Origin of the sequence: Chryseobacterium sp. WLY505 (assembly GCF_030846215.1) — a bacterium.
In the GTDB taxonomy this organism is placed as follows: Bacteria; Bacteroidota; Bacteroidia; order Flavobacteriales; family Weeksellaceae; genus Chryseobacterium.
The window spans coordinates 1-23,520 of record NZ_JAVCWI010000002.1; the positions used below are offsets into that span (position 1 = coordinate 1).

Consider the following 23,520-nt stretch of genomic DNA (forward strand, 5'->3'; position numbering starts at 1 on the left):
ACATGCTTCCCTTTGTGAGATATGTTCTGTTTCGATGGTTTTTAGAACTTTAACCTTGAAATTCAGGGAATAGCTCATATTTTTTCGAGGGTATAGTCCCGAGATTCCGTACTTGCTATAAAAACCAATCCACTTGCGCAGATTGCTTTCATTAAATCCTTTCTCTGTTGCTATAGATTTAATTGAACGATGAGAATTTTTGTGAAGATTAATACATTCTAATTTAAAAGCAACGCTAAATTTTTCTTTTCTATACATAAAAAAATGCCCCTAAAAAGTGTCTAACTTTTTGGGGGCAGTCCAATGAAAGGGATTTTTGTTTTTTACAGTCATTGCGAGCGTAGCGAAGCAATCTCTTTAACGCAAATGACGCAAGGATTTTTCGACTACTAATTGTTTCAATGTTCACAAAGGCGTTCCACTCAGCAAAGCTTAAGCGATATGTTTTTTCGACAAATTAAGAGACTTGTACGACCATCGTCATTGCGAGCGTAGCGAAGCAATCTCAATGATTTTTACTTGCTTTTAATCAGTCCTTCAAGCCTGGTCATCATATCATCTTTTTCTTTCAGCATTCTTTCATAAAGTGCAATTTTTTCTTCATGAAGCTGGATGATTTTATCAATAGGATTATAATTATTGACAATTACACCTGTTGCGTTATCATGGAAGTTGCTTGCAATAATATTGATAGCCTGTTCTTCATCAAAATTTTGAAATGCTTCCACAGGAATTTTTAAAACCTCAGAAATCTTTTGAAGAAGCGGATCTTCAATGGTTTCTTTCTGTTCCAATAAGGAGATTTTCTTCTGGTTCCAGTCATCACCTAAATCCAGCGCCAAAGCTTCCTGTTTGATGCCCAGCATCTCTCTGAATCTTTTTACATTTCTTCCCTGATGTATCTTTTGTTCCATTTGTGGTTTTAAGCTTATTTGAAGGTTTATGATCAGTAAAGATAAAAAAATGTGGTGAATATTAAGATGTGACGCTGAAGATTGTACCAAATTATTTTTAATTAAAACAAAACCTCAAGCTACGCAAAGTCTCCTGACTTTGAGTGCATTATTCCTCATCATAATGGTTATATTTCCAAAATTCAGAACTTCTATTTACATTAATCACTGGATTTTCTGCAATTTCAATTGAATTTATTATTCCTGTACCATTAGAATAATTAGTTGCTGAAGAATAAATGTAGTGATTTGCTTTTGATACAATTCCGGCACGAACCGGGTTCATATGTATATAATTTAATTTATCCCATAGGAACTTTAAGCTGAAAATTTCCTCAGAATGATTTCCATATTGCCAAACCTGAAAATTTTTATTTCTGGAATGAGTTTCAGTAGCTTTAGCCAATCGTTCCAGAATCCAATCTTTTCGGCTTTCCGGTTCTGTTTGTATTTTTTCTAATATTTGTTTCGCTGTAAATTTTTTAAAATCTCTGATTAGATCTGAAAGTTTTCCATCTCTTGACTGTACAATAAAATGTAAATGGTTACTCATAATGACATAACCATAAAGAATCATTCCTTTATTTTTTATACAGAATTCGAAGCATTCTACGATGGTATCTCGATATATTTTTCGGGTAAAAATATCTATCCATTCAATAATGGTACAGGTTAAAAAATGAGGTCTATCCTGATCTCTGATAACATATCCTTCTTTCATCTTTGGTTTTTATCAAAGATAATTAATGGAGTTGTAAATTAGATATTTTACAGCATTTTTTTTAATGCCGCAAAGTCAGGAGACTTTGCGGAGCGTGAGGTCTATCCTGATCTCTGATAACATACCCTTCTTTCATCTTTGGTTTTTATCAAAGATAATTAATGGAGTTGTAAATTAGATATTTTACAGCATTTTTTTTAATGCCGCAAAGTCAGGAGACTTTGCGGAGCGTGAATGCCAGTCATTTAATTAAAATTTTTAAAACAAAATCACCTCCCAAAAATTGAGAGGTGCCTTAGTATTTAAATTCCGGCTGTTATCTTCGTTTAAAGCTATACGCCAGCAAAATAGCTACGCCCATAGTAACGCAGGTTATAATTGAAATGGTTTCAATGGAAATTCCACTTTTCATCTGTGCGTTTTCTTTTTCACATGAAAAAAAGAATAATAATGTCATGAACAGACATACCGATAGTAATTTTTTATCCATAAATGTATTTGTTTGGTTACGAAATGTTTACAGCAAAAAGTATACCGGATTTGTAGACTAAGGAATGAGTTTATTGACTTGTCCCTTTAGTTAATACCTGGGATAACGAGTAACAAAGGTTTTCTTATTAATAGCCCTTCGACAGGCTCAGGGTGACAACCCGAATACCAACCGAAATTTTTAAGCGTTGTCAGGCTGAGCCTGTCGAAGCCCGTATTACTAAAGAGATCGTTTTTACTGCTTAATTTTCGTTTAAATTTTTGGAAACGTTATCTATTACCAAAATATAATGACAATAATGAATAATGATACCGGCAATGAAAAGGAGAAATGCTATTATTATCTCAGTAGTCAGGTGATGTAGGATAAAATGCAGGATCAGGAAAAGTACAGCGGAATAGATCAGGGAAAATAGTATAGAATAAAATGCTGTTGTTTGGTAGGTAAGAATTCTTGTATTTTTATTGTAGTAGAAGTATTCTTTGCCAGGCGAGAAAACTAATGGAGATTTGTTGGCAAAATCAAGTTTAAACATTTTGTTTTCACCTATGATGGTGCCGTCAGCAAGAACAATAGCAGTTAAGCCTCTTTCTGTGATTGAATGACATACTGCATCAGTGACATTTTTAAACGTTTTGCTATTTTTTATTTCTCTCTCAAAAGTATAGGTAAATGGAAACATATAGTTTTAAGCTTCGTTATTTATTTTTCCTTCATTCCAATAATAGCTGTCCGGATAAATTCTCGCTCCAAAAACAGCAGTCCCCACCCGTACAATGGTTGAGCCTTCTTCAATAGCTGTTTCCAGATCTCCGCTCATTCCCATAGAAAGTTCTTTCATTTCTACATTGGGAATATTTTCGGTGATGATGTCCTGCTGAAGTTTTTTCAGGATTTTAAAGCATGCTCTTACTTTCTCGGTTTCAGCACTGAATAAGCCAATCGTCATCAATCCCTTTATCTTTAAAGTAGAGTAGTGAGAGACCTTTCGCGTAAGTTCAATGGCCTCACTAGGATCCACACCAAATTTACTTTCTTCATTGGACGTATTCACCTGAATCAAAACATCCATTGTTCTGTTTTCAGCTAAAAGCTTTTGATGAAGTTTCTCGGCAAGTTCCAGACGATCCAGAGACTGAATACAGGTAACATCATATTTCAGAATATCTTTGATTTTATTGGTCTGAAGATGGCCGATAAAATGATTTTCATGGGGAATATCCTTTAGCCCCTCATATTTCTCTTTCAGTTCCTGGACTTTATTTTCAGCAATTAACGTCTGCCCATGTTCCAGTACGACTTTGATGCGCTCTGCAGAAACAGTTTTCGTCGCCAGTAATAATCTGACTTCATTACTATTTCTTCCGCATTGCTCACAAGCCTTTTTTATCCGATCATTGATCAAAGCGAGATTGTGGAGAATATCTTCTTTCATGATGAGATGGTTTCTTTGGCTTCCAGTTTTTTAATTAAAGCAGCTTTCACGGCTGTTAGTGCGTAATCTTTAGCTTCGGCAAAGGAAATAGAATACTTTCTTTCAATAGTGCGCATATTTTCCGGAAACTGAGCTAATAACCGATCGTAGAAGGTATCCAGAATCTCAGCAGAAGGCATTTCATAATTAATTTTTAATTGGAAACGTCTTAAAAGAGCAGTATCAATAATTTCAGGATGATTGGTGGCACAGATTAATAAAGCATTTTCAGGGTAATAATCAATCAGCTGAATCAAAGTATTAACCAATCTTCTCATTTCGCCGACGTCTTTGTCATCGCTGCCTCTCGCTTTCCCGATCTGATCCAGTTCATCAAGGAATAATACCGATCTTTCTCTGGCGGCTTTATCAAAGATCATTTTAATATTCTGTGACGTTTCTCCAATACGGGCTGAAACAATATTACTAAGATTTAAAATAATAATATTCTTTCCAAGGGCATTGGCAATTGCTTTTGCCGTCATGGTCTTTCCACATCCGGAACTTCCTTCAAGCAAAATTTTATGGTTAACCGGCAAGCCATACTCCTGGAGTTCTTTAACGTAATTATGCTCTTTAATAAGCTGTACAAGCTGCTCTCTGTTGTTGGCATTAAGAAATACTTCGTTAAGGTTTACCTGTTCTTTATCTTGAATAATAAGGTTGTACAGATTCATGATGATTAATGATTATTGAATAAACAAAGATAAAGCTTTATTGAATGTTAAAAATAATCCTGAAAAATAATAAATACCTGGTCCAACGGATACTGAATGATAAATAATAAATGATAAATGATGCTGGTATTAGCAACAATCTGTGAAAATCTGTGAGATCTGTGGGAAAAAGACTATAAAAAAAGAAAAGCCAGACTTGCGGCCGGCTTTTCTCATTTGGATATTAAAATTTGTTATGAAACTAAGATCTTTCTGCTTATGTTTTTGGGCCCTTTTACCCGATGGTAAAAGAGCAATCCGATCTCTCAGACTAAAAACATAAAACAATATAATTAGTATAGATTTTCTATAGGCTTGTTTTGTTTTAAGATTAGTTTCTTTCTCTTCTTACTGTCATGAAATATGAAGTGATTACGACTAAACCTGTTGCGATACCGATATAAGTTACCATTTTGTATTATTTTTAATTATTTGACTTTTTTTTATCAATCTTTCAATTGCAATATTACTACTTTCAAATCATGTGCCAAAGTAAAACACTATGATGTTTATCAGTGTATTACGGTGATTAGTGTTCATGTATTAGTGAATTTTTGTTTACAATAAATTAATGTATTATTTGAAATTTATTAATACTTTTATTATTCTATCTGTAAAATTATGTGAATGTGCTAACTGTTTATTGACTTCTATATTGGAGTTGATAAAACAAATAATAAATAATGCTTAGCATAATATTGTAGTAAAGTGTCATTCTTGAACTTTAATTTGTTACTTTAAATAGATTTTTATGTTAATAAAATTTATTTTTAGCGCTAATTTTTACACTGGAATTTTTGTCAGCTGTCACATTTCATGTCATAGAGAAATATTATTTTATGCCAGAAATGAAAATAAAAGTTGTCTGCTGTCCGATTATTTCAGATCACACCATGAAAATGAATAGCTTTGAAAATAAGATACTTAACGGTATTTAGACTCCTGTGAAAATTATTGAAGTTTCCAAAGAGCAGACCTTTCATGGGTGAGATAAACATTTCTTATCTCGCGAATAGAGAGGGGGGGAGAATTCTCTTTTTGAATTCCCCGGAGGCTTTTACTACTTTTGCAGAAAGAATGAATTTATGGGACGCAGTTATATATTTCTCGCCTTGGCAATCATATTTGAGATTATTGCCACGACTTTTCTGAAGAAATCTGAGGAATTTTCTAAATTATGGCCATCGGTAGTGACGGTGATTGGATATGCGTGTGCTTTTTATTTTCTGAGTCTTACCCTGCGTCATATTCCTGTAGGAATTACCTACGCCATCTGGTCCGGAGTAGGAATTATTTTTATAACGATGATTGGAGTAATAGCATTTAAACAGGTTCCAGATCTGCCTGCCATTATTGGGATTGCCTTGATTGTGATTGGTGTGATTATTATCAATGTATTCTCAAAAATGGGAACTCACTAAAAAATAATTTCCTGATGCTTCTGCTTCTGTTTCCAGTGTTGAGATCGTGTTTTGTATAAAAAGAATTTTCCCAGTTTATATTTGAACTTTAAATATCCGCGGAACTCAATACCGTTAAATAATGTAAACGGAATGGTTGGATTTTCCTTTAATGATTCCCTTATTCCTTTACTGAATACGGTAGGACCAGTAGTAGCATGAATATTATGAGGATAACGGTGGGTGTCTATATTATCAATCATCAATTCTAATGTTTTCTTTAGAAAAGGATGGTTTTTATTGAAAATAAGAGCCCATTGAACATACAGATTTTCGTGTCTTTCTACACTGATCACCGCTTCATCATCTTCACTGATGAGTTTTTCAAAGGGTTTGATAGTGCTGCTGTCTATATCCAGGTATATTCCCCCTTTTTTATATAAAATGGCATATCTGAAGAAATCTGCTTTTGCTGCTCCAATAGTCAGCTTGCGGTAACTGTTAATGTATTCAGGAGGAAATTCTTCAGCAATAAATTTCTCAATATCCTGATCATCATAGAAAAAATAGCGGTATCCCGGATTTTTCCTTTTCATATTCCAGATGTGATACCTTGTAATCAAAGGAAGTTTTTTAGTTATGAAAGTCTGAAATATTTGTTTGGGTACTGCCATTTTCTTTTTTTAATTATATTCTTATATAAAAACCGAAATCATTTTTCACCTGTGACGTGTAACAGTAATAAGGTTTTTCATGAAATAGAGAGAGATCTATCTTTGAAATAGCTTATGCTGAGCTGAAGTTTTGATTCTGTTTTAGACGAATTGTTAAATAGTGTGGAGAAAAATTTTAATTTTTTTTTAATCTTCCGGGTGAGGAACTTCAAGAATAAGGTTCGATATTATAGAGATTGATTGTCTCTTGAATTTATTTTGTTCTCGGTCTTTCAAAAGGGTTATAAGAAATTCCAATATTGAAATAGAGTGAAGGTTTATAAGTTGCTTTCCATAGATAATCATTAAAAGAATCCTGCTTATTAAATGCTCTCGAATTGATATTAGCTCTGATTCCTGTTTTGAAAGTACCAATGAAATTTCCGCCAAGATTATGCTCATAAATAGCTCCTGAATTGATGGCAACCTGCCGGAATTCATAAGTGTTATCATTATGGTAAGTATAAAATGAAATGTTATCCATTTCTGTTCCCAGAGAAATCCTGCCGCTGGAAAAAATAGCTTTTCTTACCAGTACTTTTTTCGGAAGAAGGATGTCCAGTACCCATCCGTTATTGAATCTGTTCTCATAGGTAAAAACAGGGAGCACGGGAATTTGAGAACTCGGGTCAATAATACCGGCCAGTCCGAGACTCATTTTTGTTTTTGGAGTTGCCTTTAAAATTAATGAAGCAGTTACTAATCCTCTGATTCGTTCAAAATGCTGTTCACTTCCATCTGTAGAAATACTGGCGGAATATACTGCGGTCTTATTAAATAATCTTGAAAAGTAGCTTAAATTAATAGCTTCGGAATGATAATGAAAGTTTTCTTCATTCTGAATTCCTGGGATGACAGGATTTTCGTTCGTGATCGAAGTATAACGATAGCTCAATGCAGTACTCAAAAGCCAGCTTCTGTTCTTAATAAAATAAATATTGGCATCTGCCTTCATTTGCTGAAAACTTTTAACCTTATTATCCGGCAGATCCTGGCCTTGTAACTGTGAAGAAAAAGACGATGGACCTACCAGAGTATATTCAAGATTGAAGTTCCGTGACTGCGGGATTTTATCTGCAAAGAATGCACGGACTTTCAATGGAATACTGTCCTTTTTCTGAGCATAAATAATATTTTTAAAAGGAAGTATTGCCAGGGGAACAAGTACTCTTCTCAATGTTTTCATGGGTTGTTTATTTTAATGGCTGAATAATAGATTGGAAAAAGCTGAAGGTAAAAATCCTGTCATAGAAAATATCCAGACTGTTTTCAATAATGGCATCCGTATAGCACGCAGTATCCTGAACATAGGTTTCCTCCACAAAAACAAACCAGAGTTCCGAGAGTCCGTATCTTCTTCTAAACTCTTCAGAGGCATTGCTGTCTGGCACAGCAGAATGTTTAAGGTCACAAAACAGAATTCCTTTTTTCTCTCCTTCATGTTCTACAATATTAATAGAATGGTGGAGATAGCTGAGAATTTTCATTTCCGAATCGAAACATTCTACAAAATGATGCAGATCAATAAGCTGTATTACTTTTTCTTCCTGTTGAGATTCTGTCATAAAAAAGCATTCCAGGGATATTTCCTGAGTGAGTTCGTGAAAAACTGTTAATTCCATATGTGTCATTTTACGGTACAAAGGAATAGAGAAAAGAAGGGTGTAAATTTGTTTTTATACAAAATGGCTGGTATTTTATACAAAATCCCCGAGCATGATAATTGGTATAATAAAATACAGGTTTTGTATAATAAAATAGTTGTAATTTCCGTTATTGAGTATTTTTGTTATCAATAAAATGAGCCAGTCGCATGAAATACAGTCCGTGGAAATTTGAAGAAACCTTTGTAATGGATTTTTTGGTGGAGGCGAAGTACGGGCTCCGGAGGCACTTGCTGTTTCTGATCTTTTTTTTCTTTTTAATGTACAGCGCAAGGTTCTGGCATTGGTATTCCGGAATTTATCAGTACTATGTTCTGTTTTTTGTATATACCATTCTGATTGCAATGGTATACATTAATATATATGTGCTGGTTCCGCGGTTTTTCTTTAAAACAAAATACATCACTTATCTTGTACTGCTGGTTCTTATGGGAGTTGTGGGACTTAATTTCATCGGCTATAGTTTCAGGCATCTCTTTCAGGATTTCAGAACACAATACATTCCGAAAGATAATGAAAGAGGAGGTATTTATGAGGGCGTTTTGATGTGCATTCCGATAATCCTCACGACTACTACCATAAAGCTTTTACAGAAATGGATCAGTGATAATAAAAGGATCAATGAACTGAGCAATCTTACTCTGAATATGGAATTGAATGAACTGAGAAACCAGATCAATCCGCATTTTCTGTTTAATATGCTGAATAATGTAAAAGCGCTCATCAGAACTGATCCGGCAAAAGCTTCAGTGGTAATTGTAAAGCTGTCCGAATTTCTCAGATATCAGCTGTATGAAAACAGTGAAGAAAAGACATTACTGACTTCGGAAATTGATTTTTTGTCCAATTTTTTAAACCTGGAAAAAATAAGGCGTGACAATTTCTCTTTTGATATTCAGATCAATATGGAGAAAAGAATAATGAGCAGCACTTTTATTCCTCCTAATCTGTATACGACTTTCGTTGAAAATGCCGTGAAACATAGTGTAGATCTCAGTGGAGGAGAAACCTATGTAAAAATAGAAATCAATATGGAGAATAAACAGCTTTATTTCAGGTGTATTAATTCAAGAAGTACTGGCTATACCGTTTCAGATAAAAAAAACAGTGGACTTGGGCTTGCTAATATCACCAGAAGACTGGAGCTTCTTTACGGTGATACCTTTGATCTGAAGATAGAATCCGGTGATAAAGAATATGTTGTAAATTTAAAAATTCCTGTGTGATGAATTGTATTATTGTTGATGATGAACCGCTGGCAAGAGCCGAAATGAGATCGCTGATCGCTGAAATTTCTACTATGGATGTCCTGGGCGAATTTTCCAATGCTCCGTCTGCCCTTGAGTTTCTTAAAGATCATGACGTAGATCTTATTTTCCTCGATATAGAAATGCCTATGGTAACAGGTCTCGAATTTGCAGAAATGCTTCCGAAAAAATCCCTGATTATCTTTACCACTGCTTATTCTCAATATGCATTGAAAAGCTATGAACTGGAAGCCGTAGACTATCTTCTGAAACCTATTGATCCCCAAAGGCTGAAAAAAGCAATTGATAAAGCGGTACTTTATACAGAGCTTTTATCTAAAGATACCGTTAAAAATACCGTGGAATCTAATACGGCAGACTTTTTATTCATCAAAGCAGAACGAAGATTCTATAAAATCAGTTTTTCTGATATTAAATTTATTGAAGGGCTCAAAGATTATGTCGTTATTCATACAAAGCAGCAAAAGCTCATCACGGCAATGAATTTAAAAACCATTCATCAGAAGATTTCAGGGGAAACCTTTATCAGAGTCAGCAAGTCCTACGTGGTGAATATGAATTATATAGATTCATTTGACAATCATAATATATATATTGAAGACTCCGAGATTCCTCTTGGAGAAGTATACAGAGCCGAGTTCTTTACAAAATTTGCCGGAGGACTTCTGAATTCAGATTGATCATGAGTAATGAGTAATGAGCAATGAGCAATGGGTAATGAATAAAGAGTAATAGGTTAGATATCATTCAAGTGATATAAAAATCTGTGAAAATCTGTGTAATCCGTGGGAAAAAATAGAATACTATGATTCAATAGCAACGGGCTTTAGCCCGTTAAATAAATAAAAACAATCAAAGGCTTCAGCCAAAACATAAGAATAGCGGTTTATTCAATAAAGCTTCTGATCCTTTTCACAATAGAAACTTCTCCTTTTTCCCACCCCGGTTTGCTTTTTAACTAATTTTTGTCCACAAATGGGGCACACAGATTTTGTATGGACCAGCCAATGTTTTTTCAAAACAAATTCTCTTTTCCATTTCAAAAAATCAAAACTGTAATTCCTGGCTTCAGCAATGAGTTCTTTTCTTTTTTTAGCAGGAAGATTACCCAGTAAACTTTCAGGCTGCACTCCAATTCTGAAAAGAACCTCATTCTTAATAATATTGCCTACACCTGAAAAAATATCCTGATTCATCAATGCATCACAAACCATCATTTTTGGATTGGATTTTAATTTTTCTTCGGCTTTTTTGGGGTTCCATTGGTCGCTCATTATATCGGCTTCCCAATCAATGGTGGAAAGATATTCAATAGGTACAGATTTTACGGAACAGGTATAAAAATAGATGCTTCCGGTAGAGAAAAACAAGGCCAAACGTAAACTTTTATCCGGTTTGGTCTGCTCATCAACACTGTAAGAACCGAACATTAATAAGTGAATTCTGATAGCTGCCTTTTCAAAAACGAGGTAAGTCTGTTTTCCAAAAGTACGGATTTCAAGGAGGGTTTGGCCAATAAAAGAATCTTTCTCAAATTGGGCATTCCCTGAAACTTCTGTTACTTGCTGCCCTGCAAATGGCTGCAGGTTTTCTTTCATTAATATGATGGATGGACCTTCAGGCATACGTTTGTTTTGAGATAAAGCTTCAAATAATATTCCATAGCCGTATACAATCTGATCTTTTATCCCAAAACAAACCTTTTCAATAACTGTTGAGGTACTCAGACCAGTTTTTGTCCCACAAAACGAATGACCGAACCTGTCCCATTATGGAATAGTCCCTCACTGAGCTCAATTTCTGTTTCTGCTAATTCAATAATATCATAATCCGGAAAATCAGCTTTGATTTCTTCAATAGAAAATAAGGATTCAATGTCCTTTGGACCGCCTACCTTTTCGTTTTTTGCAATATATTCAAGATGATTTTTACTGAAAGCTTCGAAAATAATAAAACCACCTTTACGGAGATATTGATTTAACATCTGATGAATAGAAGATTTGATCGCACCCGGAAAATGAGCGTAGATAAGCGCAATAGCATCAAACTGCTCTTTCTGATAATCCAAAGCGGAAAGTTCTCCCACCTGATAATCAATAGTAATTTGTTGTTTCTCTGCAAGCTGTAACGCTTTATCTCTTCCGTTTGCACTGATATCAAAAGCAGAAACCTTCCATCCTTGTGTTGCTGCAAAAACTGCATTTCTGCCTTCACCTTCTGCGGGGAAAAGTATTTTACCGGGAGTTAATTGTGATAATTGTTCTCTAAGATAATTGTTGGGTTCTGTTCCATACGCAAATTCTTCGCTGCTGTACCTTTCGTCCCATCTGTTGAGCCATGTGTTGTCTGTCATAGTTATAATTTAAAATTTGAAAGAAGAATTAGAGGGATTCTTCAACTGTATTGTTTGTATCAAATGTAAAATATTTATTCAAGCTTTCCGATCCCTAAAAAACGTTTACTATAATAGATTTTTTGAATGGAAGATCTCTTTAATAAAAATCTAAATACTATTCCGTACAATTAAAATTTGGAGTAATTTTGAAAAATGATGAATTTAAACCAGATTTTCACCAATCAACGTACAGGAAACAATCCACAGACCAAAGCTTCACGAACTGATTTTCAAAGGGATTTCGATAGAATAATCTTCTCTTCTGCCTTCAGAAGACTGCAGAATAAAACGCAGGTTTTTCCTCTTCCGGGAAGTGTTTTTGTACATAACAGACTTACCCATTCTCTGGAAGTATCATCCGTAGGAAGAAGTTTAGGAAGTATTATCGGTGAATTTATTGCTGAAGATTTTAAAAATGAACTCACTGAAGATTCAAAGAATTTTTATCTCTATAATTTAGGAAATGTAATTGCGGCAGCATGTTTGTGCCATGATGTGGGAAATCCTGCGTTCGGACATTCCGGAGAAGATGCCATAGCCAGCTATTTTGAAAGAAATGAAAAAGATCTGAAATCAAAGTTCAATGAAAAAGAGTGGGCAGATCTGGTTAATTTCGAAGGAAATGCAAACGCCATCAGAGTATTGGCACAACAGCAACAAGGGAAAGATGCTGGTGGTATTCAGCTGACATTCTCTACACTGGCAAGTATTGCAAAATATCCGTGTGAAGCGGTTGCAAAGAAAAAAGGAATCATTCACAGAAAGAAATTCGGTTTTTTCCAGAATGAGAAAGATATTTTCCTGGAAATAGCCAAAGGAACCCAGCTTATTTCCGAAAGTGAGGAACCTCATATTTTCAAAAGACACCCATTTGTATGGCTGGTAGAAGCCGCTGACGATATCTGTTACAATATCATTGATATGGAAGATGCCCACAGATTGGGAATTGTTTCCACAGCAGACTGTAAAAACCTGTTTTTCGAGCTTGTAAAATCGGAAACGGATGATGTTCAGAGAATTGAGACAAAGCTAAGCTCTATCTCCAATGAAAATGAACAGATTTCCTATTTAAGAGCAAAAGTGATCAATGCATTAATCAACAAATCGATTGAGATGTATAAGCATAACTTTGAAACAATTCTTGAAGGAAATCTTAGCAATGGATTACTTGATATTTATAAAAAGGAAAATAAAGCGCTCCAGGATATTGAGAGTTTCTCAGTAGAAAAAATCTACAATCATAAAGCTGTTGTTGAAATTGAAAATGCAGGGTATAACGTAATGTACGAATTGCTGGATCATTTTATTCCTTCTATTCTGAAGTCTAAGGACAACAGAAAATCCTATGATGAAAAAGCTTTGAAACTCATTCCAAAGCAATTTATTTATAATGACGGAACCGATTATCAGAAAGTTCTCGGAGTCATTGATTTCGTTTCAGGAATGACGGATAATTACGCTACCGATTTGTACAGAAAAATAAAAGGGATAGACATCGGAATGACGGTGTAGATCCTATTTATTGTAATAATTCACAGGCCTCTTCTATTAATGATTTCATTAAAGTGGAGGCTTTTTTTGGGTTTAAAAGCGGCTTTTCCGCTGAAATTTGTACTTTAACTCTAATTTTATTTTTCTTATATTTAAACAAACACTGCAAAAAATGCTTTTAACAAAACAGGATTTGTGACGACATATTAATAAAAATTAAAGCTATGAGTATATATTTTGCGCCCGTTATTTTCTTCGGGCTTATTATTTTATTCGCTTCGTTTTTTGTAGTTAAGCAGGAAACAGCAGCGATTATAGAACGCTTCGGGAAATTCCGTGCGGTAAAGCATTCCGGTCTTCACCTGAAGCTGCCGATCATAGATCAGATTGCCAAAAGACTTAATCTGAGAATTCAGCAGCTGGATGTTATGATTGATACCAAAACATTAGATAACGTTTTCATCAAAATGAAAATTTCTGTTCAGTATCAGGTGATCAGAAGTCAGGTGGGAGATGCTTATTATCGTTTGGAAAATCCTGAAAATCAAATTACTTCTTTTGTTTTTGATGTTGTGAGAGCAGAAGTTCCAAAACTGAAACTGGATGATGTTTTTGTAAGAAAAGATGATGTGGCCATTGCAGTGAAAAGCGAGCTTCAGGAAGCCATGAACAGTTATGGTTATGATATTATCAAAGCATTGGTAACCGATATTGATCCGGATGAGCAGGTAAAACATGCCATGAACAGAATCAATGCAGCAGAAAGAGAAAAAACAGCGGCTGAATACGAATCTGAAGCACAAAGAATCAGAATTGTTGCGGTGGCAAAAGCAGAAGCAGAATCCAAGAAATTACAAGGGCAGGGAATTGCCGATCAGAGAAGAGAAATTGCCAAAGGACTTGAAGAATCTGTAAGAATGCTGAATAATGTGGATATCAATTCTCATGAAGCCTCAGCGCTTATTGTGGTAACACAACATTATGATACTTTACACTCAGTGGGGGCCAGCAACAGAAGTAATCTTGTACTTCTTCCCAATTCACCCACTGCAGCCAGCGGAATGCTGAACGATCTTGTAGTAGCGATGACAACAGCCAACACAGTAGGAGAGGCTACGAAAGGAAAATATCCTGATCCACCACAAAAAGAAGCAGGATTTTAAGATAAAGTGGAAGAAATAACCTGAAACAGATGGATGATTGACTGACTTTCCTATAACTTTAGACTTCAGCCTTCGTTCTTCCTACAAAATAAAAAACCGCTTCTGAATTTTCAGAAACGGTTTTTTTTTATTATTTCTTCGTTTTAGAAACCTGTTCTACCAATGTATATTTGATTGAAGAAGCATCTGCCGGAGGATTAGCGATTTTTTCTGTTTTTACTTTTAAAACATATTCGTAACCCGGCTCATAAGTAAAGCCTTCAATATGGCTGTAGAAATTTGTCCAGTTTTCAGAAGCACTTTCTTTTACCTGCATACATTGCATACGGCCAGCTCCGGCAGAACATTCTACGGTTTGTGGTCCTACGATAATGGTTTTTTCATTGGCTGCCAGTTCTGCTTTTTTCGTTTTAGAAACCTGCTTTACCAAAGTGTATTTTATGGAAGATCCGTCAGCTGGCGGATTTTCAATTTTTTCTGTTTTTACTTTTAAAACATATTCATATCCCGGTTCATAAGTAAATCCTTCGATATTGCTGTAGAAATTCGTCCAGTTTCCGGAAGCGTTTTCTTTTACCTGCAGACATTTCATAGGAGCTACTCCTGTACAATCTGCTGTTTGTGGTCCTACGATGAATGTTTTTTCATCACCTGAGGATGCGTTGGCTGTGGTTGTACATTGCGTCATTGCGAATAATGCTAATGCGGGTGCTGCCCCTTTTAGAATTGTTGCTATACTTTTCATAAACTTGATTTTCCCCATACCTCGCAATTACCATGCCGAAAAAAAATCCCGAATTTGTAGTACTTCTGCTATTGTTTTTTACTTTTTTAATCATTTAATTTGAATTTCTTAAACACTAACCAAAATATAATTCTTATAATCAATATGGATAATCAAATGCAAGTTGAAAATTACAGGATTCAAAAACCTGAAATGTGGGCAGGAAATATCGGGGATGAGGAAATAAAAAACCGAATCAAAGACTCCGAATTTGCCAGAAGACAAATTGATGAAGGTCGTGATTACTGCTATTTTTTAGACAAAAAATACTATACCAGCAACACTGAAAACAGTGAGTATGTCTGCATGGCATATACTCTGAACGAACCTGGAAACCTGGAAAGAGCTTCTGTTTCTGATGTGATTGTGGAGGAAAATGAAGTCTATCAGATTCACAGGATCAGTGTGTTGAGGGATGGGGTTTTAATCGATAAAATTCCGGATACGAAAATCAAAGTCCTAGACAGTGAAAACCAGAGCAGTGGAGGCGTCTTGAGCAGTAATAAAAAGATTAATATTACCATCAAAGATTTAAGATTGTATGATGTTCTGATCTTAGAAGATTCAAGAATCAAAGAATTTACAGACCGCGATTTTCTGAGAAAGGAGTTCTCAAAATATGTCTGGGTAAGTCCGGATAACTATTGGGCTTATGGAAGTTTTAAATTCACGTTTATCAATGAGCGTGAACAGATTATTGCTTACAAAAAAACATTTTTCAGAGATCAGGAGGGCCATGTTCTTGAACCGGAAATTAATCACCTGAAAAAAGGAGAAAGGTTTGTGATTGAAGAAGAGAATTATATCAATCCTGTAGACTCAGGACGTGAAATTTTTCCTTATGTGGATTTTGCTACAGAAAGCAACTGGAAAGATCTTTCCAACTATATTGTTCCATTTTATGAGGAGATTTTTAACAAATCTTCTTTACAGGATTTTGCGCCAAACCTGGTTGAAAAACTGGATGCTATTACTGATCAGGATGAAAAACTGCAGTTTGCCATAGAATATGTACAAAATCATATCTATTATGTATTCAATGCAGATGAAATGAATGGTCATAAGCCACAGGAGCCATCGGTAACCTATGAAAATAAACAGGGAGATTGTAAAGCGAAGTCGGTTTTATTGAAAGTGATCCTGGATTATATAGGAGTAGATGCATCTGTAGTGCTCGTGAATTTTAATACGGATTATTATATTAAATACTATCTGCCATCACTGTTAAGTTTCAATCATGTCGTCGTAAAAGTGAATTACAAAGATGAAGAATACTTCATTGATGCTACGATCCGTGATGAATTCGGATTGATTGAAAACAGAGGATTTATCTATTTTATGCATTATCTGGAAGTGAAAAAAGATCAGGAACTTCAGGTTAGAAAATCTTATAAATTCCCTTATTTCTGCATTAATGAAAAAGTTGATTTAACAGCACATGGCAATACCGGAAAACTTACTTTGTCTACGACTTACAAAGGAAACAGAGCCAATGCTATGAGAAGGTATTTTAAAAGTACCAATAAAAGAGAAATCATAGACAGCTGGAACAGCTTCCTCTTCTATGCACTCAATTATTCAGGTGACCGTAACGGTACAGATGTCCGAAATGTATTCAAAGATGCTGCTATTGATGTAGTAAGTGATGATAAGAGACTGAATGAAGTAAAGATCCAGTATACCGCAACTATTGAGAATCCTTATTTTGTAGATCCACAGAAAAACCGTTTCCTGATGTACTTCGATCGGAATGTAGTAAAGGCGAGTGCAAGAGATTTCATTCACAAAGATTTACCGTTCTGGCATAATTTCGACAGCGAAAAATATGAAATCAATTTGCATACGGATCAGAAAATTGATACTGAAGAAAAATATACAGTTCAGGAAAGTACTATTGCCAATCCATATTTTGATTATAAAAGCCGAAAAAAAGTACACAAAAACGGGGCAAGTGTGTCTATTGAATACAATCCTCTGATCAATCTTGAAATTCCGCAAAGTGAGTTTGAACAGTTCAGGACAGATCATCATACCGTTGCCGACAGCAATTTCGGACTGGGAATTGATATCATTGAACCAGGGCTTATGAATATGCTTAAATTCAGTTTTAAGAAGAAGTTTAAATAGAGCTTTGAATTCAAAGTTTAAGGTTTATTGTTTAAAGTTTAAGGTTTAAAGTTTCGGCGGGCGGCGAAGCCGCCCGCCGAAACTCCTTAGTCTCATTATATTCGTTTAAAGTAAAAAAAAACACAAATCCTTTGATGTACAAGATATTTTTTCTTGCTTCTTTTATGACCGTTTCTCTGGTCAGTGCGCAAAAATTAACCAAAGAAAATGTTACAGGATTCTGGAAACTGAAGGAAGCCGGATTCTACGAAGATCAGAAGAAAGTAATAAAACAGTTTGATAACTGCCGTTTGATGAGAAATTATGCCATCAGGGAAGATGGCTTTGCCATTTACAATTATGTAGAAGGGAAGTCAGGTGATTGCAGTGCTTCAGAACCAAGACTTTCTTTTTGGAGGATTGTTGAAAACAGAATCCAGTTTTATGTGGATGATCAAAGCATTCTGGAAGAGGTAGAAGTAACCTTGAATAAAGATAAAACCATCACTTTTTCAAGTTATATTTCTGAACAGAAAAAAGTGAATGGCGATGCTTTTGCTGAGAAAATAGCAAACACTGTTCACTATGATATCCTTGAAAAGCAATATTGATTGTCTGTAATTAAGCATTTTGACGTATGAATTATGTAACCGTAATCTATCTCCTGAATATCGTATTATATGTCCTGTATTTCCTGGGAAGAACCGGAAGTGAGGTGGCAATGTCCAGCCTTGATTATATGGTTACCGGAATCCTGTCCCTCTTTCTGGTGTTTGCAGGATACCTGAATGCAAAAAAAAGAATGATCTACCGAACGGTTCTGTGGGTATTTTTTGTGAATTTATTTTTATTTGTCTGTTCCGGTTTGTTTGATCAGTTTGGAAGTGATTTCAACATCCTTTCTACCAGTAATAGTGACAGTGTTCTTTTTTCATTGGCACTTATTGTTTATAATGGATATCTTTTTCCGTTAACGCTTGTTCTTGACGGATCAGGTCTTGCATTGATAATTCCGGTGGTATTGTCGTTTATTCTGCCTTCATTGGGATATCTGATAGGGAAGAAGCTTCATCACAATAAACAGAATTCTACAGACACATAGTCATTGCGAACCGAAGGTGAAGCAATCTCAATCGAAAAGTAAAGGTTGGAAAACGCAAAGGCGCAACTATTATTAGAATGAATGCTTTTAGGCACAAGATTTTATCGGAGATAAAATTTCAATACTACGTTTATCATTCCGGGCGTAGCAAGGAATCCTGACTTTAATACTCTCGCAGATTAGGCAAATTATGCAGATTACTATGAAAAAACTTTACCTTTCTGCAAGTACTATTTATTGAATGAGTTCACCAGCATTTTTGTCATTCCGAGCAAAGCAAGGAATCTAAACTTTAAAATTCTCTCGCAGATTGAGCAAATTAAGCAGGTGATAGTGAAAAACCTGCGAAATCTCCACAATCTGCGAGAAAAATAATACCATATCATTTGCTGAAAATCTCACATTGAGCAAAGTCGAAATGTTCTTGCGCCTTTACATTTTCCAAAACCAAGAAGAACAAGAAAGTCCTAAATCTATTTCTGTTTCTGCGGCTGATTATTGGAGGTGAAGAATTTCTGTTTACCGATCAAAAGTTCAAAAAACAGTCTGAAATCTGAAATCAGAGACCATAAAGGATATTTAAAAGTAGCCGGTTTATTCTTCTCAATCACGGCATGACTGAACCAGGCAAATCCATAGCCTACAATCGGTATGTACCAAAGAAATCGTTCTTTTCCGGAACTGATGACATACCATATCACGAAAAATACAAGGAATGTTCCAATAAAATGAAATATGCGGGTGCCAGTTTTACTGTGCTCAGTAAGGTAAAACTGGTAAAACTCTCTATATGTTTTTATTCTTTCAGCCATGGTGATTTAGTTTGTTGATTCTATTGCAGTTAAAGCAATAATGCTGCCGATTTTTGAAAGAGCCCTAAAAAAGCAAAAAGGCAGAATAGCCCATCAGTCTCTCCATAGGGATTAACCTCTTTGCTATTCTGCCTTTCCGCAATTTTATTAAGTGCTTATTTAGCTGTCTTTCAATTCTTTTCCAAGCTTACTGTTTTTGTATCCATAGCAGAAATAAATGACCATTCCGATCAGGAACCACATTCCGAACCAGAACCAGTTCTCATGGCTCATTCCTGTAAGAAGGTAAAGACATGAGCTTAATCCGATCAATGGAATTAATGATAAATTCTTTATAAAAGCTACGACACATAGAATCAGATTGATGATAATAAAGAAGAAAATAGAAGCTCTGAATTCTCCTTCATTAGGATCTGACCAGTTCATCAGGTTATCAAAAAACTCCGGCTGCCATTGGTAGAAAGCCAGCAAACCACCAATGAAAATAACAGGGAAAATGATTTTACCATTCACATAAGGAAGGTGGAATCTGCCTTTAATTTTCTCTTTGGCAGGAAGAAGAAGAACTCCCGCACACACCAATACAAATGCGAAAATGGTCCCGATACTTGTAAAATCAAGGATGAAAGTTTTATCTGTAAACAAGATAGGAATACCTACCACAATTCCCGTAACAATAGTTGCGTATGAAGGTGTTTTATACTTTGGATGTATTTTTTGAAATCTTGCAGGCATTAGTCCGTCACGGCTCATGGCATACCAGATTCTCGGCTGTCCCATCTGGAAAACCAATAATACGGTAGTAATAGCAACAATCGCAACGAAAGAAACTACAAGTTCCATCCAGGCTACATTAGCATTGGTTTTTTCAAATATAAAGGAAAGCGGATCTCCCACGCCGTCAAATTTCTTGTAATCCACCATTCCGGTCAATACAAGCGTTAATGCGATATAGATCACTGTACATAATACAAGAGATATAATCATTCCTTTTGGTAAGGTCTTCTGCGGATCTTTAGTTTCTTCAGAAAGTACACTTAAAGCATCAAACCCGATATAGGCGAAGAATACTCCTGATACCGCACTCATTACTCCTGCAAAACCATTTGGCATGAAGGATGGAGTTCCCGTTGCAGGACTTACCGGAGCCCAGTTTTCAGTATTGATATAGGAGAAACCAACCAGGATAACCAGTAAAATAACTCCAAGCTTTAAGATAACCAAAGAGTTGTTGAAGTTTTTACTTTCTTTTACTCCTACATAGCAAAGCCATGTAATTAAGCCATTGATCACCAATGCCGGAATATCTACAATAAATTTCAAACTTCCGATCAATGGAGCAGTTTTCCACGCATTTAAAAGTTCTTTGTTTTCTGAACCATATTGAACGGCTTTTCTCGCTTCTGTATAGCTGCAGGTCAGATAATCAGGAATATGCATTCCGAGACGTCCCAGGAAACTGGTGAAATAATCCGACCAGGAAAAGGCAACGTAAATATTCCCGAAAGAATATTCCATGATCAGAGCCCATCCGATTACCCAGGCAATAAGTTCACCGAAACTGGCATAGGCATAGGTGTAAGCAGAACCTGCAGTAGGAATTCTGCTGGCAAATTCAGCGTAGCATAAAGCGGTAAACCCACAGGCAAAACCGCAGATCAAATATAGTAGAATAACGCCGGGGCCTCCTCTGAAAACGGCTTCTCCCAAACTACTGAAACTCCCTGCTCCTATAATAGCCGCAATACCAAAAAATACAATGTCCCATACACCTAGGACTCTTAAAAGTCCCGTTGAAGTATCTGTATCTGAATAGATTTTTCTTCTAAAAAGTTGACTCATTCAATAACTATATTTGATTTGAAAAAAAGCAAATGTAATGATTTTTTATTTTGATGTTAACAGTTGTTAAAAACATTTGGGTAAAAATGCGCAAACAAAAATCTTTAGTCTTTATAAACAGGTATTTCCACATAGCTGTCATTGTACCATTTGATCTCGAGCGGCTCCCCGGAATCCTTTACTGTTTCATCACTCACATCTTTACCGGAACCATAATTGATCTGCCAGTTAGGATTTTTATTCACTCCAACCAATAGCAGGAGTTTGCTTCCTTTTTCAATCTTTTTACTCATAAAATAAGAATTGTTAATCGGAATCTGTTCCATTGTATGGGGTTCAAGAAGCTGTCGTTTTTCATTGTTCTTCGCATAGCTGGCTCTCACAATGTGAGTTGATAATAAATAGGATTTTCCATCCGGAGAAATCTGGTACAGATAAGTATCCGTATCAAAATCTCTTTTATTGATGGAAACATTGAAAACTCCGGAAAGGTTTCCGCTCATGATGATATCCTGGTCAAGAACTTCACTTTCAAAAACAACAGAATTTGTCATTTTGATGCTGTCTTTCTTGCTGACTTTGTAAAAAGTGTCTTTCTCATCTCTGTTTTTAAAGTCAACAATTTGAGTTGTGAAATTTTTGGTTTCAGGTTTATTAAATACAGAAGATGTGTTTTTTTTGTCCTGAAGGTAGAATTTCAAAGAAGAATTATGCATTTTATCAAGATCGGCTACATGTTTCCATGTATTGGTGTTCATCACCTGAAAATTGATTCTGTCTTTTAAAATTTCTGGTTTTTTACCGCCTTTAAGAATATAGTCAAACCATGAGAAAGCAAGGTCGTCAATACTTATTCTGGCTACCGGATCAATAGGATTGCCATTCACGTAAGTAAACCCGAAACTTTGTGCTCCTCCATGATTATAAGGGCCTATGACCAGATAATGATCCGCATTTTTATTATACAGATGATGCTGTTTAAAATAATACAGCGCACCAATCTGATCATCATCATAATATCCCGTTGTAGTCAGAACAGGAATATTGATTTTAGAAAAATCCTCTTTGTAAGGAACCATTTTCTGCCAGTATTTATCATATCCCGGGTGATCCAGCCATCGTTGGAATATTTTACTTGGCTTTCCGCTTATTTTATCTAACGACCTGAATGATTCCCCGCTTTTATACCATTTTGTAAAAATAGAATCCCATTTTACAGCATTGGTAAAATCTGCTTCATCGGTAAACTTATTATTGGTAACATACTGGATCCACTGCAGCATATAGCTCATAAAGATATTGTTCTGTGCCGGATAATCAATCCCGATGCCTACTGCAACCTGAGGAACAATCGTCTTCAATGCCGGATGCAATTTTTTTACGGCTGCCCACTGGCTGAAGCCTAAATAACTTCCTCCGATCATTCCTACTTTCCCATTGCACCAGGGCTGTTTGCTGACCCAGTCTATCATTTCATAAATATCTTGCGATTCATGCTCAAAAGGATTGTTCGCATCATTACTGTTTCTCTTGCCTCTGGTATTCACAACAACCCCTACGTAATTGTATGTAGCGGCTCTCTTTCCAAAAAAACCATCAATGGGACCTGCATAGATATTATTGGTTAAAATAACAGGAAGTGGGGATGTGTTTTCCTTTCTGCGAACAATAGTGATTGATAAGGTATTTCCATTGATCTTAAGATCTTTCGTTTCAATAATGAATCTTTCCTTATCTTTTGAAGCCAGAAGCTGCATGACCTGAGGCTTGATGCTGGAGTAGGTTTTATAGTTCAGATAACTTTTACATAAAGCCAGCGCTGTTTTGTAATCGATGCTGTCCTTATCTTTTTGTTTATCAAGCAGGTTCTTCAACAGTTTTCTGGATGCGTTCACATCTCCGTTAAGAGCGAGTTCCAGTCTTGGAATCAGTTTTTCCGGAAGGCTTTCGTATTTTTGATTAAATACTTTCTGAAGAGAGGCTGAAAAAGAGGTATTAGTTTCTTTTTGTGCCAGTTTAGCCAGACTGTACAGTTCAAATCCTATATTTCTGTACCCTCCCATATTATGGTCTGCAAAGAGATTACGGTTTTCGAAAAGGGAGGCCAATGAATTTTTATAATCCTGAGCCACCAGCTGCACGCGTAAAAGATTATCCATAAGATCAACCGTATTTTCAGGTTTATACTTTGCAGACTGAAGGAGAGAAATCACTTGCTGTGCAAGTCCCGGCATCTGCTTTTCCAGTATAACGGAGTCATTTACAGCTGTCTTTGGAAAATAAAATTTTTGTGCCTGCAGGAGGTTTACAAAAATTAATGCTAAAAGTATCTTAAATTTCATGGATTGGTGTGTTTATGGTATGTTTTTAGCTGCTGTTGAAAAAGTATCAAATTAAAATGTGTTTTTGATAACTGTTTATTAAAA

At 35.6% G+C, this 23,520-nt stretch carries 23 protein-coding genes; 8 read left to right on the plus strand and 15 right to left on the minus strand.

Translation table 11 applies throughout. The features are described 5' to 3' along the window. From RAH34_RS05405 to RAH34_RS05430, 6 genes are all read right to left on the minus strand, one after another. On the minus strand, positions 1-258 hold a 258-nt coding region (locus tag RAH34_RS05405), incomplete at its 3' end, for a transposase (protein WP_306595422.1). 257 nt (positions 259-515) lie between these two features. Further along, positions 516-914: a helix-turn-helix transcriptional regulator gene (locus tag RAH34_RS05410; protein ID WP_114821059.1), complete on the minus strand. Its 399-nt coding sequence runs from the start codon at positions 912-914 to the stop codon at positions 516-518. Positions 915-1,062: 148 nt separating this feature from the next. Continuing rightward, a complete protein-coding gene (locus RAH34_RS05415; RefSeq protein WP_306595423.1) occupies positions 1,063-1,674 on the minus strand; it encodes a transposase in 612 nt (203 codons plus the stop codon). 731 nt (positions 1,675-2,405) lie between these two features. After that, positions 2,406-2,846 (minus strand): hypothetical protein, encoded by a 441-nt coding sequence (locus tag RAH34_RS05420; RefSeq protein ID WP_306595424.1) that lies wholly within the window; start codon positions 2,844-2,846, stop codon positions 2,406-2,408. A 6-nt stretch (positions 2,847-2,852) separates the two neighbouring features. Continuing rightward, a complete protein-coding gene (locus tag RAH34_RS05425; RefSeq protein ID WP_306595425.1) occupies positions 2,853-3,599 on the minus strand; it encodes a YggS family pyridoxal phosphate-dependent enzyme in 747 nt (248 codons plus the stop codon). Then, complete coding sequence (locus tag RAH34_RS05430) at positions 3,596-4,315, minus strand: AAA family ATPase (protein ID WP_306595426.1); 720 nt, start codon at positions 4,313-4,315, stop codon at positions 3,596-3,598. The genes RAH34_RS05425 and RAH34_RS05430 overlap by 4 nt, the downstream gene beginning before the upstream one ends. Before the next feature lie 1,124 nt (positions 4,316-5,439). Between RAH34_RS05430 and RAH34_RS05435 the strand changes: the two genes are divergently transcribed. Further along, positions 5,440-5,775 carry a multidrug efflux SMR transporter gene (locus tag RAH34_RS05435; protein WP_114821066.1) on the plus strand — a complete coding sequence of 112 codons (336 nt, stop codon included), beginning with the start codon at positions 5,440-5,442 and terminating at the stop codon, positions 5,773-5,775. Here RAH34_RS05435 and RAH34_RS05440 read toward each other — a convergent pair. The 3 genes from RAH34_RS05440 to RAH34_RS05450 all read right to left on the minus strand — a co-directional run bounded on the left by RAH34_RS05440 (position 5,772) and on the right by RAH34_RS05450 (position 8,089). Continuing rightward, positions 5,772-6,428, minus strand: coding sequence for a glycosyltransferase family 32 protein (locus RAH34_RS05440; protein WP_114821067.1), 657 nt, complete (start codon positions 6,426-6,428; stop codon positions 5,772-5,774). The genes RAH34_RS05435 and RAH34_RS05440 overlap by 4 nt on opposite strands. Before the next feature lie 253 nt (positions 6,429-6,681). Continuing rightward, the gene (locus RAH34_RS05445) at positions 6,682-7,653 is read right to left on the minus strand and encodes a hypothetical protein (RefSeq protein WP_306595427.1); all 972 of its coding nucleotides are present in this window, start codon (positions 7,651-7,653) and stop codon (positions 6,682-6,684) included. Positions 7,654-7,660: 7 nt separating this feature from the next. Then, the gene (locus tag RAH34_RS05450; RefSeq protein ID WP_306595428.1) at positions 7,661-8,089 is read right to left on the minus strand and encodes a hypothetical protein; all 429 of its coding nucleotides are present in this window, start codon (positions 8,087-8,089) and stop codon (positions 7,661-7,663) included. Positions 8,090-8,280: 191 nt separating this feature from the next. Between RAH34_RS05450 and RAH34_RS05455 the strand changes: the two genes are divergently transcribed. Beyond that, the gene (locus RAH34_RS05455) at positions 8,281-9,357 is read left to right on the plus strand and encodes a sensor histidine kinase (RefSeq protein WP_306595429.1); all 1,077 of its coding nucleotides are present in this window, start codon (positions 8,281-8,283) and stop codon (positions 9,355-9,357) included. Next, complete coding sequence (locus RAH34_RS05460; RefSeq protein WP_114821071.1) at positions 9,357-10,079, plus strand: LytTR family DNA-binding domain-containing protein; 723 nt, start codon at positions 9,357-9,359, stop codon at positions 10,077-10,079. Before RAH34_RS05455 ends, RAH34_RS05460 begins: the two co-directional genes overlap by 1 nt. 210 nt (positions 10,080-10,289) lie before the next feature. Here the strand turns inward: RAH34_RS05460 and RAH34_RS05465 are convergent, their stop codons facing one another. Beyond that, entirely contained in the window at positions 10,290-11,024 is a 735-nt protein-coding gene (locus RAH34_RS05465; protein WP_306595430.1) for a DNA-formamidopyrimidine glycosylase family protein, read from the minus strand. A 98-nt stretch (positions 11,025-11,122) separates the two neighbouring features. After that, positions 11,123-11,752: a bifunctional 2-polyprenyl-6-hydroxyphenol methylase/3-demethylubiquinol 3-O-methyltransferase UbiG gene (locus tag RAH34_RS05470; RefSeq protein ID WP_306595431.1), complete on the minus strand. Its 630-nt coding sequence runs from the start codon at positions 11,750-11,752 to the stop codon at positions 11,123-11,125. A gap of 198 nt (positions 11,753-11,950) precedes the next feature. Between RAH34_RS05470 and RAH34_RS05475 the strand changes: the two genes are divergently transcribed. Together RAH34_RS05475 and RAH34_RS05480 are read left to right on the plus strand one after the other, a co-directional pair. Then, positions 11,951-13,306 carry a deoxyguanosinetriphosphate triphosphohydrolase gene (locus RAH34_RS05475; RefSeq protein WP_114821137.1) on the plus strand — a complete coding sequence of 452 codons (1,356 nt, stop codon included), beginning with the start codon at positions 11,951-11,953 and terminating at the stop codon, positions 13,304-13,306. Positions 13,307-13,509: 203 nt separating this feature from the next. Then, complete coding sequence (locus tag RAH34_RS05480; RefSeq protein ID WP_306595432.1) at positions 13,510-14,448, plus strand: SPFH domain-containing protein; 939 nt, start codon at positions 13,510-13,512, stop codon at positions 14,446-14,448. 130 nt (positions 14,449-14,578) lie between these two features. Here RAH34_RS05480 and RAH34_RS05485 read toward each other — a convergent pair whose 3' ends face one another. Next, positions 14,579-15,193, minus strand: coding sequence for a DUF4377 domain-containing protein (locus RAH34_RS05485; RefSeq protein ID WP_306595433.1), 615 nt, complete (start codon positions 15,191-15,193; stop codon positions 14,579-14,581). 156 nt (positions 15,194-15,349) lie between these two features. Between RAH34_RS05485 and RAH34_RS05490 the strand changes: the two genes are divergently transcribed. The 3 genes from RAH34_RS05490 to RAH34_RS05500 all read left to right on the plus strand — a co-directional run bounded on the left by RAH34_RS05490 (position 15,350) and on the right by RAH34_RS05500 (position 18,440). Next, the gene (locus RAH34_RS05490; protein WP_373427980.1) at positions 15,350-17,359 is read left to right on the plus strand and encodes a hypothetical protein; all 2,010 of its coding nucleotides are present in this window, start codon (positions 15,350-15,352) and stop codon (positions 17,357-17,359) included. Between the two features lie 134 nt (positions 17,360-17,493). Next, on the plus strand, positions 17,494-17,949 hold the full coding sequence (locus RAH34_RS05495) for a lipocalin family protein (protein ID WP_114821076.1): 456 nt from the start codon (positions 17,494-17,496) through the stop codon (positions 17,947-17,949). 26 nt (positions 17,950-17,975) lie between these two features. After that, positions 17,976-18,440, plus strand: coding sequence for a hypothetical protein (locus RAH34_RS05500; RefSeq protein WP_306595434.1), 465 nt, complete (start codon positions 17,976-17,978; stop codon positions 18,438-18,440). A 473-nt stretch (positions 18,441-18,913) separates the two neighbouring features. Here RAH34_RS05500 and RAH34_RS05505 read toward each other — a convergent pair whose 3' ends face one another. From RAH34_RS05505 to RAH34_RS05515, 3 genes are all read right to left on the minus strand, one after another. After that, positions 18,914-19,252, minus strand: a complete 339-nt coding sequence (locus RAH34_RS05505) for a DUF962 domain-containing protein (protein WP_306595435.1) — start codon at positions 19,250-19,252, stop codon at positions 18,914-18,916. Positions 19,253-19,411: 159 nt separating this feature from the next. Beyond that, a complete protein-coding gene (locus tag RAH34_RS05510; RefSeq protein WP_306595436.1) occupies positions 19,412-21,094 on the minus strand; it encodes an APC family permease in 1,683 nt (560 codons plus the stop codon). 104 nt (positions 21,095-21,198) lie between these two features. Further along, positions 21,199-23,436: a CocE/NonD family hydrolase gene (locus RAH34_RS05515; RefSeq protein ID WP_306595437.1), complete on the minus strand. Its 2,238-nt coding sequence runs from the start codon at positions 23,434-23,436 to the stop codon at positions 21,199-21,201. Positions 23,437-23,520: the final 84 nt, after the last annotated feature.